Source organism: Phyllobacterium sp. SL163, assembly GCF_049896885.1.
Lineage (GTDB): Bacteria > Pseudomonadota > Alphaproteobacteria > Rhizobiales > Rhizobiaceae > Phyllobacterium > Phyllobacterium calauticae.
Genome location: NZ_JAFCVE010000007.1, coordinates 279,385 through 292,322, shown reverse-complemented (window position 1 = coordinate 292,322; position 12,938 = coordinate 279,385). Strand labels below are relative to the sequence as shown.

16 protein-coding genes and 1 tRNA gene are annotated in these 12,938 nt (G+C 57.6%); 8 read left to right on the top strand and 9 right to left on the bottom strand.

Translation table 11 applies throughout. The features are described from left to right. Positions 1 to 34: 34 nt before the first annotated feature. A tRNA-Pro gene (locus ACP7B1_RS17555) sits at positions 35 to 111 on the bottom strand. Between the two features lie 209 nt (positions 112 to 320). Between ACP7B1_RS17555 and ACP7B1_RS17550 the strand changes: the two genes are divergently transcribed. Continuing rightward, on the top strand, positions 321 to 902 hold the full coding sequence (locus ACP7B1_RS17550; protein ID WP_346305779.1) for an isochorismatase family cysteine hydrolase: 582 nt from the start codon (positions 321 to 323) through the stop codon (positions 900 to 902). Further along, the gene (locus ACP7B1_RS17545) at positions 887 to 1,264 is read left to right on the top strand and encodes a VOC family protein (protein ID WP_346305778.1); all 378 of its coding nucleotides are present in this window, start codon (positions 887 to 889) and stop codon (positions 1,262 to 1,264) included. Before ACP7B1_RS17550 ends, ACP7B1_RS17545 begins: the two co-directional genes overlap by 16 nt. 80 nt (positions 1,265 to 1,344) lie before the next feature. Here ACP7B1_RS17545 and ACP7B1_RS17540 read toward each other — a convergent pair whose 3' ends face one another. From ACP7B1_RS17540 to ACP7B1_RS17530, 3 genes are all read right to left on the bottom strand, one after another. After that, positions 1,345 to 2,487: a diguanylate cyclase gene (locus ACP7B1_RS17540; RefSeq protein ID WP_403172977.1), complete on the bottom strand. Its 1,143-nt coding sequence runs from the start codon at positions 2,485 to 2,487 to the stop codon at positions 1,345 to 1,347. A 129-nt stretch (positions 2,488 to 2,616) separates the two neighbouring features. Then, the gene (locus ACP7B1_RS17535) at positions 2,617 to 3,471 is read right to left on the bottom strand and encodes a heparin lyase I family protein (protein ID WP_346306741.1); all 855 of its coding nucleotides are present in this window, start codon (positions 3,469 to 3,471) and stop codon (positions 2,617 to 2,619) included. A gap of 178 nt (positions 3,472 to 3,649) precedes the next feature. Then, complete coding sequence (locus tag ACP7B1_RS17530) at positions 3,650 to 4,561, bottom strand: LysR substrate-binding domain-containing protein (RefSeq protein WP_346306740.1); 912 nt, start codon at positions 4,559 to 4,561, stop codon at positions 3,650 to 3,652. A gap of 236 nt (positions 4,562 to 4,797) precedes the next feature. Between ACP7B1_RS17530 and ACP7B1_RS17525 the strand changes: the two genes are divergently transcribed. Both ACP7B1_RS17525 and ACP7B1_RS17520 read left to right on the top strand, forming a co-directional pair. Beyond that, positions 4,798 to 4,986: a hypothetical protein gene (locus ACP7B1_RS17525; protein WP_223615732.1), complete on the top strand. Its 189-nt coding sequence runs from the start codon at positions 4,798 to 4,800 to the stop codon at positions 4,984 to 4,986. A 440-nt stretch (positions 4,987 to 5,426) separates the two neighbouring features. Then, the gene (locus ACP7B1_RS17520; protein WP_346306739.1) at positions 5,427 to 5,756 is read left to right on the top strand and encodes a VanZ family protein; all 330 of its coding nucleotides are present in this window, start codon (positions 5,427 to 5,429) and stop codon (positions 5,754 to 5,756) included. A gap of 45 nt (positions 5,757 to 5,801) precedes the next feature. Here the strand turns inward: ACP7B1_RS17520 and ACP7B1_RS17515 are convergent, their stop codons facing one another. Then, on the bottom strand, positions 5,802 to 6,380 hold the full coding sequence (locus tag ACP7B1_RS17515; protein WP_346306738.1) for an isochorismatase family protein: 579 nt from the start codon (positions 6,378 to 6,380) through the stop codon (positions 5,802 to 5,804). An 888-nt stretch (positions 6,381 to 7,268) separates the two neighbouring features. Between ACP7B1_RS17515 and ACP7B1_RS17510 the strand changes: the two genes are divergently transcribed. Together ACP7B1_RS17510 and ACP7B1_RS17505 are read left to right on the top strand one after the other, a co-directional pair. Beyond that, the gene (locus ACP7B1_RS17510) at positions 7,269 to 8,402 is read left to right on the top strand and encodes a porin (RefSeq protein WP_426137153.1); all 1,134 of its coding nucleotides are present in this window, start codon (positions 7,269 to 7,271) and stop codon (positions 8,400 to 8,402) included. A gap of 515 nt (positions 8,403 to 8,917) precedes the next feature. Next, a complete protein-coding gene (locus tag ACP7B1_RS17505) occupies positions 8,918 to 9,094 on the top strand; it encodes a hypothetical protein (protein ID WP_158531326.1) in 177 nt (58 codons plus the stop codon). An 88-nt stretch (positions 9,095 to 9,182) separates the two neighbouring features. Here the strand turns inward: ACP7B1_RS17505 and ACP7B1_RS17500 are convergent, their stop codons facing one another. Continuing rightward, on the bottom strand, positions 9,183 to 9,740 hold the full coding sequence (locus ACP7B1_RS17500) for a fasciclin domain-containing protein (RefSeq protein WP_346307113.1): 558 nt from the start codon (positions 9,738 to 9,740) through the stop codon (positions 9,183 to 9,185). 182 nt (positions 9,741 to 9,922) lie between these two features. On the opposite strand from ACP7B1_RS17500, the gene ACP7B1_RS17495 reads away from it, so the two are divergent. Continuing rightward, positions 9,923 to 10,174 carry a DUF883 C-terminal domain-containing protein gene (locus ACP7B1_RS17495; protein WP_346307114.1) on the top strand — a complete coding sequence of 84 codons (252 nt, stop codon included), beginning with the start codon at positions 9,923 to 9,925 and terminating at the stop codon, positions 10,172 to 10,174. Between the two features lie 15 nt (positions 10,175 to 10,189). Continuing rightward, complete coding sequence (locus tag ACP7B1_RS17490) at positions 10,190 to 10,495, top strand: hypothetical protein (protein ID WP_288193316.1); 306 nt, start codon at positions 10,190 to 10,192, stop codon at positions 10,493 to 10,495. 329 nt (positions 10,496 to 10,824) lie between these two features. On the opposite strand, the gene ACP7B1_RS17485 is transcribed toward ACP7B1_RS17490, so the two are convergent. The 3 genes from ACP7B1_RS17485 to ACP7B1_RS17475 all read right to left on the bottom strand — a co-directional run bounded on the left by ACP7B1_RS17485 (position 10,825) and on the right by ACP7B1_RS17475 (position 12,929). Next, positions 10,825 to 11,382, bottom strand: coding sequence for a MerR family transcriptional regulator (locus tag ACP7B1_RS17485; protein ID WP_403172928.1), 558 nt, complete (start codon positions 11,380 to 11,382; stop codon positions 10,825 to 10,827). Positions 11,383 to 11,513: 131 nt separating this feature from the next. Beyond that, a complete protein-coding gene (locus ACP7B1_RS17480) occupies positions 11,514 to 11,834 on the bottom strand; it encodes an integration host factor subunit alpha (RefSeq protein ID WP_091883889.1) in 321 nt (106 codons plus the stop codon). 123 nt (positions 11,835 to 11,957) lie between these two features. Next, positions 11,958 to 12,929 carry a beta-ketoacyl-ACP synthase III gene (locus ACP7B1_RS17475; RefSeq protein ID WP_105735591.1) on the bottom strand — a complete coding sequence of 324 codons (972 nt, stop codon included), beginning with the start codon at positions 12,927 to 12,929 and terminating at the stop codon, positions 11,958 to 11,960. Between the last annotated feature and the right edge of the window lie 9 nt (positions 12,930 to 12,938).

Below are 12,938 nucleotides of genomic sequence, written 5' to 3'. Positions count from 1 at the left end.
TCTATCCAACCAATGAATGATCTGGCGGGATAAATGGTCGGAGCGGCCGGATTCGAACCGACGACCCCTTGACCCCCAGTCAAGTGCGCTACCGGGCTGCGCTACGCTCCGCCGGTGCCGAACCCCTAGAATACTGGGGTTTTTTTGGCAATAGCCGATTTGGAAGAAAAAGAACAAACTGCACACAAATGCACGGCCTGGGCGTTTTCAGCACGGACCGTCCCACGGATTTCTTTACCTTCCCCAGCCTTGCCTCATACTCGCCGCGCTAAACGGGATGATTCGAAAGTCGAATTCGGATTTCATTTTGGAGGATTGTGATGTTGGTCGATTTCCAGGGCAGCTATATCGAGAGAGCGGCCCTCGTCATTATGCACTATCAAGCCGACGTGTTTGCAATCCTGTTCGGGGAAGAGCCGTCGCCCTTGCTGGATCGGTGCAACACACTGATCAAGCGCTGGCGCGCCACCGGCCGGCCGGTGCTGTTCCCCAACTTTTCGCTGGGTGAAGCCTATGAACACGCACCGCCGGCGAGCAACCGCCAGATTTCGCCTTATATATCGTCCGGACATTTTCGTACCGGCCGCCCCGTCGCGGGGCTTGCGATCGAACCGGGTGATCTTTTCTATGCATGTCCGCGAGCCAGCGTTTTTCACGGCACGTCGCTCGACGCCGATCTTCGGACGCGCGGTGTAAGCACCCTTGTCATGGCCGGAATAAGCACCACCGGCGTCGTTCTTTCCAGCGTCACCTGGGCCAGCGATGCGGACTACGATGTGCGCCTGGTCGAGGACTGCTGCTATGATCCCGATCAGGAGGCGCATGACGCTCTGTTCCGCTCAGGGTTCGGCGGACGCGTCCAGGCCCACACACTTCAGGAGAAGCCATGTTTGACCATGTGAAATTCGGCGTAACCGACTATGCAGCCAGCAAGGCGTTCTATCTCAAGGCACTCGAACCGCTCGGTATCGCTATCATCGCAGAGGGGACGACACCGGCGCAGGGTGCCGAGCTCAGCCCAAAGGGCAAGGCCTCCCTGTGCCTGTACCAGACCGAGGAGAAGCCGGCGCATCTTCATCTGGCGTTCACGGCCGAGAATCGCCAGCAGGTCGAGGCCTTCCATCGGGCGGCTCTGGCCGCGGGCGGTAAAGACAATGGCGCGCCGGGTCTGCGCCCGCGCTATCATGCGAACTATTATGCGGCTTTCGTCGTTGATCCGGACGGGCACAACATCGAAATGGTTTGCCACGAACCCGAGGCCTGAGGGAGGGCCACGGAAAGACGGGCGAGCCAAGGTCGTCGCCCGTCTCAAATGGACAGGGGTTGTGCCATATTCGGCTGAATCTAAAGCGCGATGGCGTGCCTGTTCTTTCCCGCAGCTTTTGCCTGATACAAAGCCTTGTCGGCCTTATCCAATAAAACGCCGGCCGCACTTCCGTGCCGCGGCGCAAGGGCAATTCCCATGCTGGACCCCACTTCCACGCTGCTGCCGACGTTCAAGCGGATGCGCTCGCCTATGTTTTCAGAGATTGACGCCGCAAACGCCGTAAGGTCCTGATCGTCCTCGCCCGCTTTCACAACAACAAACTCATCACCGCCAATACGGGCCGCTGCGTCTTCGGGCCCGAGATTGGCTAAAATCCGCCTCGACACTTCAAACAGCACCTCATCGCCGCTTGCATGGCCATATTGATCGTTGACGAGTTTGAAGCCATCCAGATCGAGGTAAAGCACGGCAAAGCCTGTCTGATCCTGCTGCAGCGCCGACAAACGATCATTGATGTGTGCCAGCAGACCCGTGCGGTTCAACAGGCCGGTCAGCGCATCTTCATTTGCCCGGCGCTCGTTTTCGCGTTCAGCCAGCTTTGTCGCAATCAGCATCGCGTTGAGCTTGTGCGAGGCCATGGCCATGCTGATGAGATAAAGCGGAATTTGCAAAAGCGTGACGTATAAGATCGGCTCGCTGGACAGCGCACCGCCGAGGCAAGCAGGCCCAAGGCTCAAGATGATCATGACCGAGGCAAGACGCGGCGCGCCAAAATTGCGAAAGCAGATGCCCCCCACCATGGCGCCGGCGGACAGGCAGGCGAGCGTTGCCACCACCCAATCCCCGCTCATCATACTGATGAAACAGCCGTAACCGACGGCGCCTGACCAGGCCAGAGCCAGCAGAATGTAAATGTCGGTAGGCGTGGCTTTGCCCGCTTTGGCATTCCTGTGGCTGATGAGCAGCACCACGAGCCTCGTGCCGCAAATCAGCAATTCGCATCCCAGCCAGAAGATGAATTCCGGTCGCGGTATCCGGTAGGCGATGAACGCCGATACCAGAATTGTATTGATAACGCCGCCGGCAAAAATCGGTAATGTTCCGAACAGGCTCGCAATCAATTCCGATCGAATATAGCCAGGCACATTGGATCCAGCATCGGCCAACCAGCGTGTCAGCCGCCATCTCGGTACACTGAATCCTGAAATATCCTCGCGCATAGGCACCTGCTCCGTTGTCGGCGAGATGCCTAGCGAAGAGTCGTCAAGAATTAGAGAATCCCGTGATGGTTCCGAACCGGATAGTTAGAAATGCCTTAAGATGTGAACAGCAGTCCTGATGACCGGGCATCATCGCATCGGCAACGGATTTTCCGACCACGAGGGATCGCCTGCCGGATTTGCCGACCAAAACCGAATACCCGTGAAATCGATCGATTGCACATTGTCCGGCAGGGCATCACGATAAATGCCAAAGCGCGGCTGGACGTCGATAAACGGGCGGCCGGAATCATCACGGGCACCATGATCGGGATAGCCGAGAAGCCCTGTGTACGGATCGCAACCGCGCCCGTTGAGCCAGACCTGCACCTGGCTTGCCCCTTCCTTCAGACTGGGCTTGATCATGACCTTCACATCATTCCAGTGATCCAGGTCCAGGTGCCATGGACCGCATATTATTCTGGATTCCCCGAGATTGCAGTCGCTGGTTCCGCGCACCTTGACCAGGAAATCCGCCCCCGTGGCCGACGGGCGGGCCTCGACCTTGAACAGGGGATTGGCGGCGGGACACGCCCCTTGCGGCTTCTCGTCACGCGCCTGGATGTTCTGTTTTACCTGATGAATGACGGTCCGGTTGCCAATGCCCTGCCAGGGACGTTCAAGACGGAACCGGAAGCGGTACCATGTCGGCTCATCGAACTTGACGACCTCCTTTCGCATCTGGATTTCCACGCGTTCCGTCGATTTTTCGTCGGACTCTTTTTCAACGGCATCGCCCGGATGCACGGAGAGGCGCAGCACGGGCCCGGACGAAGTGGCAGCGCCGGAATCACAGGACAGACGCGACCGCCATGCCCCCTGATCCAATTTCTTGCTGATCTTCCATAGGCTTGGGGGATGCTGCGGATCGGGAGCACACAGCTCGGCAAGGTCACCTGACAGAGCTGGAACCGCCTCCTGCGCTGCGGCGGACCCCACAACCATCAAGCTTAGGCTGAAGAAAACACAAGCTATCCACGAAAGACGTGCGTTCACGAAACGAGCTCCCCCTGCCCCATATCCTCTCATTCCCCTTGGTCATAAGCCGCAATCCCAATGGCAACATGACATAAAAGTATAAACTTGCATAAAACTGTACATTGCCAATGACGCTTGTCCTTGCTCAGGCAAATGTGCGGATCGCGGGATGTTGAAACCGGCGCAGATTGGCGCCGAGCTGTTCAAAATCCTCTGTCCGGGGATCGCTGCGCCGCCAGGCCAGGACAATGGTGCGGGCATATCCGCTGCCCTGCAGCGGCAGATAGTGCAGCCCACGAACGTCACTCACCGCAAGGACGGGCAGCAGGGTACATCCCTCGCCTGCGGCCACCATATATTTCAGGGTCTCCAGGCTGGTCGCATGCCGGTTCGTGGTGTCGATCTCCGCACAGGCGGCAATGGCCTGATCCCGCAGGCAATGCCCCTCCTCCAGCAGCAATCGCTCATGGGCGGACAGATCTTTCCATCCGGCACCGCCAGCCAGCGTTGCCGCATGTCCCTCGGGACAGGCCATCACGAACGGTTCATGAAACAGCGGGATTTCGCTCAAGCCCGGCTCTCCGGACGGTGTCGACATGAGCACGGCATCGAGGTCACCGCGCAGCAAAGCCGTGACGAGGTCGTCGGTGCGCCCTTCACCCAGCACGAAGGCAAGCGCCGGATAGTGCGCGCGCAAGCTCTGGAGAATGCGCGGGAAATAATAGGGACCAAGCGTGGCGATTGCCGACAGGCGCAACGTGCCGCCGAAAGCCTCCGCCGAGCGGACGGACAGATCCAGCAGCCGGCGCGCCTCCAGCACCACACGGCGCATCTGGTCAAGGAGCTCCTGACCCTGCGGCGTGACGATGACCCGCCGCGTCGTGCGTTCGAAGATCACCGTCTTCAGCCGGGTCTCGAGCTTGCTCACCTGTACGGAAAGCGAGGGTTGCGCAACCCGGCACTGTTCGGCGGCTTTGCCGAAGCTGCCCAGATCCGCAACCGCAATGGCATATTCCAGATCGCGAAGCGACAGGCCGGACAACGTCATGACGATCATGCTCCCTTCAATACAGGCCAATGGTTGAGTCACCTTCCCGCGATTGGCCCATCGCATGGCGGCATGACCTACTCATAGCCTATGCCTATTAGAATATGACAATTCTTATATTATGCCAATGTATATCAGCGCGGTACATCGGACATGCCTGACAGGGCGCGCATGAGCAGCGCCCGGGCAAACGAGCCAAGCCCAGTAAGGGCCAAGGCATTCCCCGTTGTGTAAAGGAACGAATAATGACAACGAACGAGCAGATACCGGTCAAGGAGATGGAAGTCGCTGCCACGATCAAGGCGCTGAATGCCGCACTGTCTGAAGCGGGTGTAGAGGCCGACAAGATCATCTCGATCCATTTCGTCCTGGGGGTCAAAGCAACGGTTGGACAGCCGGTCGAAGACAGGTACCGGGTCCATTACCGCAGCTGAAGGAACGGCATGGGACGACGCGGGAAACGTGACGGCTTGATTGTGACAAACGCCTTTGGCAAGTGAGCTTCGCTTGAGCAACCCAAGCACGGGGTCCAGTGCGTGCCTGCCTTCGCTCGGCACTGCACTGGGCCTCGCCACAGGCGCATCCGCGCGCCGGCAGACTGCTGTCCCCGAGGCCGGACTGCATCTCAGTTTCGGCTCAGGTTCGGATAATCTCCTGCTCAGGTTCTCGTGTTATCACCCGCACGTTGTCACCTTCGGGCAACGGAGGCTCGGCATCCCATCACCCCCCGATGCCCCTTGCCGGGCCTCACCCGAAGGATACGGGCAATGCGCAACGTGAAGTTTGCGCTGCCCGCACGCCGACATCCAGCTTTACCCTAAATTGCAGATTGTGACGGATTGGAACCAGGCGTTGAATGCGCTATGGGGTATGCATGAAGCTCATTCAAATCGCCGCCTGGCTGCTGTTCGCAGCCATACTTTTCATCACTGTCGACCCCATCAGCCTGCGGCCGGAGAGCGGCTTGCCGGTCAATGTCGAGCGCTTTGCAGCTTTTGCCGTGCTTGGCTTCGTCTTTGCGACGGCCTATCCGCGGCGGTGGCTGCTCATCCTGGTTTTGGTGGTTGGCGCGGCCTTCGGTTTCGAGCTGGCACAGATGCTTGCCCCCACCCGGCATGCCCGGCTGCTCGATGCCGCGGTGAAGGCGGCCGGCGGAGCCTTCGGGGTTGCCGCAAGCACGATCTTCCTGCGCCTTTTGCGCTAAGGGGGGACGCCCTGCCATTGGCCAACGGCAAGCCCCGGAAGCATTTTACCTGCGACGGGGCTTCTGGAAGCGGATATCGCCCGCAGCGGCCAAAAGGATAATATCGTCGCCCAGCGACCATTCTGCCGCCCGCGCCGCCAACCGAGCGGGAACAGCCTCCGAGTTGCCCGGACCGGCCGGCACATCGTAGGTTGCGTGGCCATCATGGGAAAGGATCACGGCAAATCCCTTTTCCAGCGCAGCTCGTGCCGTCGCCGCCAGGCACATTTCCGACAGCATGCCGCAGATCGCCATCGACCGGACCCCATGCGCCCGGAGCACACCCTCAAGACCGGTGCCGTCGAAGCCGTTATCCCTGGACTTGCGGATCACCACCTCGCGCGCCTCGGGCGGAAAGAACAATTGCCAGCCATCGGTATTCGGCGCGTCAACCGCGCCGGCAGGACCGTCATTCTGCAGGAAGACAACCGGCACCTTGGCCACGCGCGCATTCTCGAGAAGCCTTTTCACCGCCCCCTGAAGCTGGACGCAATCCGGGACGGCTTCGGCTCCCGTGATGAGGGCATTTTGCACATCGACGATCACCAGGGCGTGGGCCGTTATCTCATCTTGCGTGAACGCCAAGTCTCCACCCTCCTCCGTCCGTAGCGCCAACCGATACGACAGTCTCGCGCCGAGGTTTATTCACTGTTTCGTGTATGGCCAGCCCGGCATTTGAACCCCGGATATATTCCAAACCATCCGGAATCATTGCATATATGAGGTCTCTCAAAAAAAGTCATAAGACATGAGGGGGTGTGGAACATGCGAACAAGAATTAAGTTTCTGGGACGACAGAGCTGCAAGGAAAAAATCATCGTTCAGGCGGAGGAGCAGAGCCGCGCTGCTCAGATGAATTTTCAGGATTGCACGGTCGATGTGCCGGCGCTCGTCAGGCGTATACGGCGAAAGGCGAGAATTAAACTTCTGACTGCGCACAGATAATCCGGATTTCGGACGTGGCATGTCACCCATGCGTGTCTTGCGGCTGGCTGCAGCCATTGTTGAATGGCGTATCAATTGCGCTCAGAATCAGCCACAACCAAGCTGCCCGCAAGGGCAAGGCGCGACTGCTATCAACTTAAGGATAGGGTCGGGCGGGCTGATTGACGTCTCACCCGCTGCCACGAACGGACGTGGCCGCCTCCAGACTCATCCCGCGCGGTCAGGCACGGGGAACAGCAGATCCACCAGACCGCCGGACGCCACGCAGCTGACGGAAATACCAAGCGAAAACCTGATAATATTTACAAACCCTATCACAATTTTGTTACAATAGCATGATATGCTTGTACGTTAAAGTATTAATACTGATTATACTTGATATTAACCCCGTGTTAACTTATAGTTGCAAATCCGCAACAATAAAAATCCCATCGCTCCCGGCATTAAAGATTTGTAATTTGACATTTGACTCTACGACCAAAGTCGCAGAATACCGAATTGTCACTACCAATCTCATGGAGAGCAACAATGAACATTAAGAGCCTGCTACTCGGCTCCGCTGCAGCTCTGGTTGCAGTAACTGGCGCGCGCGCTGCTGACGCAGTTGTCGTCGCCGAACCTGAAGCTGTCGAATACGTTCGCGTTTGCGATGCATACGGCAAGGGCTTCTTCTACATTCCTGGCACCGAGACCTGCCTGAAGATCGGCGGCTATGTCCGTTACGACGCCAAGGGCGGCGACAGCGTATACACCGGCGGCCATGTCAGCGGCATCAAGGGCTCCGACGGCCTGAACGAAGACACCTATTACAAGCGCACACGCGCCACTGTTCGTTTCGACGCCCGTTCGGAAACAGAACTCGGCACACTGCGTTCGTACATTGAAACACGTTTCAACTACACGAACGGTTCCAACAGCGGTGGCCTCATTCCTAACGCGTTCATCGAGCTCGGCGGTTTCCGCATCGGTGTTGCTGACGAACTGTTCGGTTCGTTCACCGGTTATGCCGGCAGCGTCATCAACGACGACGTGATCAACTATCAGTCCGGCACATCCAACCAGGTTAGCTACACGTTCGCAGCTGGCAATGGCTTCTCGGCCATGATCGGTGCTGAACAGGGTGAAGTTGAGTCGGACAACGATGGTGCAAGCCATGACTACCGCATCAACGACTACATGCCGCATGTAGTTGGTGGCGTGAAGTACGAGCAGGGTTGGGGCGGCATCTCGGCTGTTGCTGGTTATGACTCGGTTATCGAAGAATGGGCCGGTAAGGTTCGTTTGGACGTCAAGATCACCGACGCTGTCAAGGCATTCGTCATGGGTGGCTATCAGTCGAACTTCGACGACAATTACACGACCGGTCACGTCCGCAGCCTGAACTGGTTCGGCCGCTGGGAAGGTGACTGGGCTGTTTGGGGTGGTCTGTCCGCCAAGGTTTCGGATAAGGCAACTGTCAATGCACAGGTTGCATACGAATCCGAAGGCACCGTTGCTGGTACTTTGAACGTTGCTTACGAGCTCGTTCCTGGCTTCACGATCACGCCAGAAATCAGCTACACCAAGTTCGACGGTCATCGTAAGGATATCGCGACCAGCCCCGCTGTCGGCGGTAACGACGATGCATTCGGTGGCATGATCCGCTTCCAGCGCAACTTCTAATCCTTAACAGGATTTGAAGATGTATCCGGGGCCCGTCCCCGGATACTCAGGCCTTGGCCCAACAAACATATGAATTGTGTTTGGCAATGGAGAAGGACTGCATTGCTGAACTGCGATGATGAGATCTCCAGTCACGTCATTTTTTGAAACGGTGGGCTTCGCGGCTCACCGTTTTTTACATGTGCAGCGCTCCGCGCGCTGCACGCCGGCCGGATCGACATGTTGTGATTTGGAAACCGGCACGTTTCCCGCTATATTCCGCCCTGGAATGCAGGAGGTTACGGATATGCGTGATCTTGATTTCTTGCTTGCAGTCATTGTGATTATCTTGCTGGCGTACCAGGCGAAACCGTCGCACCGGGTGTAAACGGCAAGAGTTGACTGACCTCTCCATTGAATGATCCAGGCAAGGATCGACTGTCCGTCGTATGATCCGGGAATATCCGTATACGAACCACAGCATTGGGCTTTCGGCATGGGCCGGGAGCGGAACGTCGTCAGGGAGCGAATGAACTATGGGAGAAGCGATTCTTCACACGCCGCACCATGCACAGCCTGCATCGCCCAAAACGATGCAAAAGGTGAGCAAGCAAATTCCTAAAATTGCCTGTGACCCGACAAAACTCTCTTCGATCCTGCGGTTGGCCAAAGGCGGATTCAGCCACCGGCGCTTCAAGCATGACACCAAGTAGGTTTTGACCGGAGAAATAAAAAGCCCGTTATCGGAACACCGATAACGGGCATGCGGGGGTGTCCGCCGGAGCAGCGTTTGCCGCTGTCTTATTTTGGCAGGAGAACCTTGTCGATCACGTGAATGACGCCGTTCGACTGCTTGACATCAGCGATCGAGACGTGAGCGACGTTGCCCTTCTCATCCTTGATCGAGATTCTGCCGCCCTTTTCGCTGACGGTCAGAATGCAACCACCGACCGTCTTCACCTTGTGCGAGCCGCCATCGTCCTTGATCATCTTCTTGATCGTCATGGACATGGCGTCAGCAGCCACCACGTGGCAGGTGAGAACCTTGGTGAGCGTCGCCTTGTTTTCTGGTTTCAACAGCGTCTCGACAGTGCCTTTTGGCAGCTTGGCGAAAGCTTCGTTGGTTGGCGCGAATACCGTAAACGGTCCCTTGCCCTGAAGCGTTTCGACAAGACCGGCCGCCTTGACCGCGGCGACAAGTGTTGTGTGGTCCTTGGAGTTGACCGCATTCTCGATGATATTCTTGTTGGCATACATCGGTGCGCCGCCAACCATCGGGTTGTCCTTTGCCAATGCTGCTCCGCTCAGTGCTGTAACCGCCAAAAATCCGGCGAAAATACCTGCAGTCAATTTACCCATTGTATTGCTCCGCGTTTGCCTCCCCTTCCTGGGGAATGCAAACAAGAACGAGGGCTTGACCGGGAAAGTTTCCGGCAGGTGCATTAATTATTTTTCCGGGCGCTGACATCAGGACAAAAACCGGGGGAACCGAAGCGGCCCCTGCCCGTTATAGGCTTGTCATGCACAGGAGCATATGAAGAATGGCAATATTTTCCAAAACCACCGATGATATCCAGGACGATGTCGAGGCGCAGATTGCAGCCTTGCGCAAGGAAGTGTCGAAACTCACGGCCAATCTCGCCGACATGGGCGGCGAAAAGCTGGACGACGTGAAACGCGTTGCCTCCAACCAGGTGCGCTATGCCGCCGATGCGGCCAAGGAAAACCCGCTGGCAACCCTTGCCATCGTGGCGGGTGCAGCCCTGCTCATCGGGCTTGTTTCAAGACGCTAACGAAGGGTGATGGCCATGGACAGTGCTGAACCAAGCCGTAACGATGAGGATCGCGCCCGTTTGCAGCGTGAAATCGAAGATCTGAAGCGCGATCTGGCGGCGCTGACGCAGTCGCTCGCCGACAAAGGCGTGCAACTGCTCGATGATCTCGAAGGCGATGATTCCTCGGCCTTTGACGCCATCAAGGACGGCGGACGGCGGGCAGCACATGCTGTCGGCCATCAGGCCCGCAAAATCGGCGGTATCCAGACGCAGAATTCCGTGTCGACGCTGATGGTCATTGCAGGCCTCGGCATCGTCATCGGTATGCTGGCCCGTTAAATCAGTTCCCAAATTTTTTCAAAATATTTTGGAACTTTTGGCGGATGGCGGCGTTTCCACAATACTGGTCCCCCAACCAGCTAGGCTGTACCCCACAGCCAACCCCAAATCCCAGCTTTCACTCCCCGTGGAAGCTGGGTTTTTTATTGGCGGGAGCGTGGTGCGTGGTTCGACAAGCTCACCAAGAGGGAATTCATTTGATTGCAAGGCCAATCGGATAGGTTGCAGCATATGGCTCCCTGCAATCCTCAACCGCCCTCATGGTGAGCTTGTCGAACCACGAACAACCTATTCCAGCCTGCAAATCAGCAGCGAATTGCGCGGTGAACCTAACGGACCTGATCCAGCAGGCGCTTGCATTCCAAGAGGTCGAAAAGCGTTTCCTGCAGCAGGGTCCGGTTGTCTTTTGACAACCGCTTGCCGTCGGCAGCCACCGGCCCGTCATCGTCGCCCTTGATCAGGCCAAAGAGGCGCCGGCCATGGGACGATGATTTCGGCGATCCCATGATGGCGGCTTCTTCCGCCGCGTCGGCGCGTTCCTGCTCGGCGGAATGTGCTTCCTCCTCGCGAACGGCCGCCTGCTTCTGCTGGCTGATGGCTTCGGCGGCAGCGGTGTCGCCGCTGCCGAGCGCGATGATGAACTGCGCGCCATTCTCTCGCAAAAGCCGCTGCACGCCCTTGATCGTATAGCCCTGATCATACAGCAGATGGCGGATGCCCTTGAGCAGATCGACATCGAGCGGGCGATAGTATCGTCGTCCGCCGCCGCGCTTCATCGGTTTGATATGGGTAAAACGCGTTTCCCAAAAACGCAGAACATGCTGGGGAAGATCGAGATCTTCAGCAACTTCACTGATGGTTCTAAAAGCATCGGGACTCTTGTCCATGTTTTCACCCTTTCAGGAGAAAATCTGATTCGACGCCCATTTCAGCGGTTTATCAAGTGGTTTTCAAGTACAACGCGAGATTGCCCCACAGCAATCTCGCCCAGGGAGCCGAAGCGCCCTGCATAAATCCGCTATGCAGATTTCTTCTTGCGTGCCTGATGCGAGCGCAAAATGCGCTGTTTGAGCACATTGGACGCCTTGAACGTCATGACCCGGCGAGGCAAAATGGGCACCTCCTCACCCGTTTTCGGGTTGCGGCCGATGCGTTCGTTCTTGTCCCGGACCTGAAACGTGGCGAACGATGACAATTTGACCGTTTCGCCACGAACAATGGCATCACATACTTCATCGAGAATGGTTTCGACGAGTGAAGCTGACTCCGTGCGTGAAAGCCCTACCTTGCGATAGACTGCTTCGGCCAGATCAGCGCGCGTAATGGTCTTACCCCCCATACGATCTCTAAGCTCTCGTTTGTTGCAAAACTATCAAGGTGGAAGCGGAAGTTATAGGATCAAATCCGATAGGGCAAGCAGGTAAAACAGTTGATAAAACAAACTGCTGACCCAACCGGACCATCACCACCGTAGCAGAACTGCACCCCACGTAAAGCCCCCGCCCATGGCTTCAAGAAGGACAAGATCGCCCTGCTTGATCCGCCCGTCGGCAACCGCCGTCGCCAGGGCCAGGGGGACGGACGCCGCGGAGGTATTGCCGTGCTGGTCAACCGTAATGACCACCTTTTCCTCGGCGAGGTTCAATTTCTTGGCTGATGCGTCGATGATGCGCTTGTTGGCCTGGTGCGGAACGAACCAGTCGACATCCTCGGCGGTGATCCCGGCTTCCGAGAACGAGGCTTCGATGACGTCGGTGATCATGCCGACCGCGTGCTTGAAAACCTCGCGGCCCTCCATGCGCAGATGACCGACCGTCTGGGTGCTGGATGGTCCGCCATCCACATACAACTTCTGCTTGTGCGAACCGTCGGACCGCAGGTTGGCGGTGAGAATGCCGCGATCGGATGTCAGGCCGCGTCCCTCATTGCCCTCAAGCACGACGGCACCAGCACCATCGCCGAACAGGACGCAGGTCGTGCGGTCATTCCAGTCGAGAAGCCGCGAGAACGTCTCTGAACCGATGACCAGAACGCGCTTGGCCATGCCGCCGCGAATGTAGAGGTCGGCAGTGCTGATGGCATAGACGAAGCCGGAGCAGACCGCCTGCATGTCGAAGGCAAAGCCATGGGTCATGCCGAGGCGTGCCTGGATGTCGACGGCGGAGGCCGGGAACGTATTGTCGGGCGTCGAGGTCGCCAGAATGATCAGGTCGATGTCGTCCGGTGTCATGCCGGCATTGTCGAGCGCTGCACGCGCAGCCGCCTCGCCCAGCGATGCGGTTGTTTCGCCCTCGCCTGCGATATAGCGCTGACGGATGCCCGTCCGCTGCACGATCCACTCGTCGCTGGTTTCGACAATGCCTTCCAGATCGGCGTTCTTGACCAGGCGCGCCGGTTTGGCCGCCCCTACACCTCTAACAACGGACCGGATCATTTATTTTTC

Excerpts from the sequence above, each read along its gene's own strand:
- ACP7B1_RS17535 (WP_346306741.1), bottom strand. The coding sequence starts at position 3,471 with ATGGTTGTGGGGTCCGCCGCAGCGCAGGAGGCGGTTCCAGCTCTGTCA.
- ACP7B1_RS17490 (WP_288193316.1), top strand. The coding sequence starts at position 10,190 with ATGGACAGTGCTGAACCAAGCCGTAACGATGAGGATCGCGCCCGTTTG.
- ACP7B1_RS17540 (WP_403172977.1), bottom strand. The coding sequence starts at position 2,487 with ATGCGCGAGGATATTTCAGGATTCAGTGTACCGAGATGGCGGCTGACA.
- ACP7B1_RS17530 (WP_346306740.1), bottom strand. The coding sequence starts at position 4,561 with ATGATCGTCATGACGTTGTCCGGCCTGTCGCTTCGCGATCTGGAATAT.
- ACP7B1_RS17485 (WP_403172928.1), bottom strand. The coding sequence starts at position 11,382 with ATGGACAAGAGTCCCGATGCTTTTAGAACCATCAGTGAAGTTGCTGAA.
- ACP7B1_RS17475 (WP_105735591.1), bottom strand. The coding sequence starts at position 12,929 with ATGATCCGGTCCGTTGTTAGAGGTGTAGGGGCGGCCAAACCGGCGCGC.
- ACP7B1_RS17510 (WP_426137153.1), top strand. The coding sequence starts at position 7,269 with ATGAACATTAAGAGCCTGCTACTCGGCTCCGCTGCAGCTCTGGTTGCA.
- ACP7B1_RS17545 (WP_346305778.1), top strand. The coding sequence starts at position 887 with ATGTTTGACCATGTGAAATTCGGCGTAACCGACTATGCAGCCAGCAAG.
- ACP7B1_RS17525 (WP_223615732.1), top strand. The coding sequence starts at position 4,798 with ATGACAACGAACGAGCAGATACCGGTCAAGGAGATGGAAGTCGCTGCC.
- ACP7B1_RS17500 (WP_346307113.1), bottom strand. The coding sequence starts at position 9,740 with ATGGGTAAATTGACTGCAGGTATTTTCGCCGGATTTTTGGCGGTTACA.
- ACP7B1_RS17480 (WP_091883889.1), bottom strand. The coding sequence starts at position 11,834 with ATGGGGGGTAAGACCATTACGCGCGCTGATCTGGCCGAAGCAGTCTAT.
- ACP7B1_RS17495 (WP_346307114.1), top strand. The coding sequence starts at position 9,923 with ATGGCAATATTTTCCAAAACCACCGATGATATCCAGGACGATGTCGAG.
- ACP7B1_RS17505 (WP_158531326.1), top strand. The coding sequence starts at position 8,918 with ATGGGAGAAGCGATTCTTCACACGCCGCACCATGCACAGCCTGCATCG.
- ACP7B1_RS17550 (WP_346305779.1), top strand. The coding sequence starts at position 321 with ATGTTGGTCGATTTCCAGGGCAGCTATATCGAGAGAGCGGCCCTCGTC.
- ACP7B1_RS17520 (WP_346306739.1), top strand. The coding sequence starts at position 5,427 with ATGAAGCTCATTCAAATCGCCGCCTGGCTGCTGTTCGCAGCCATACTT.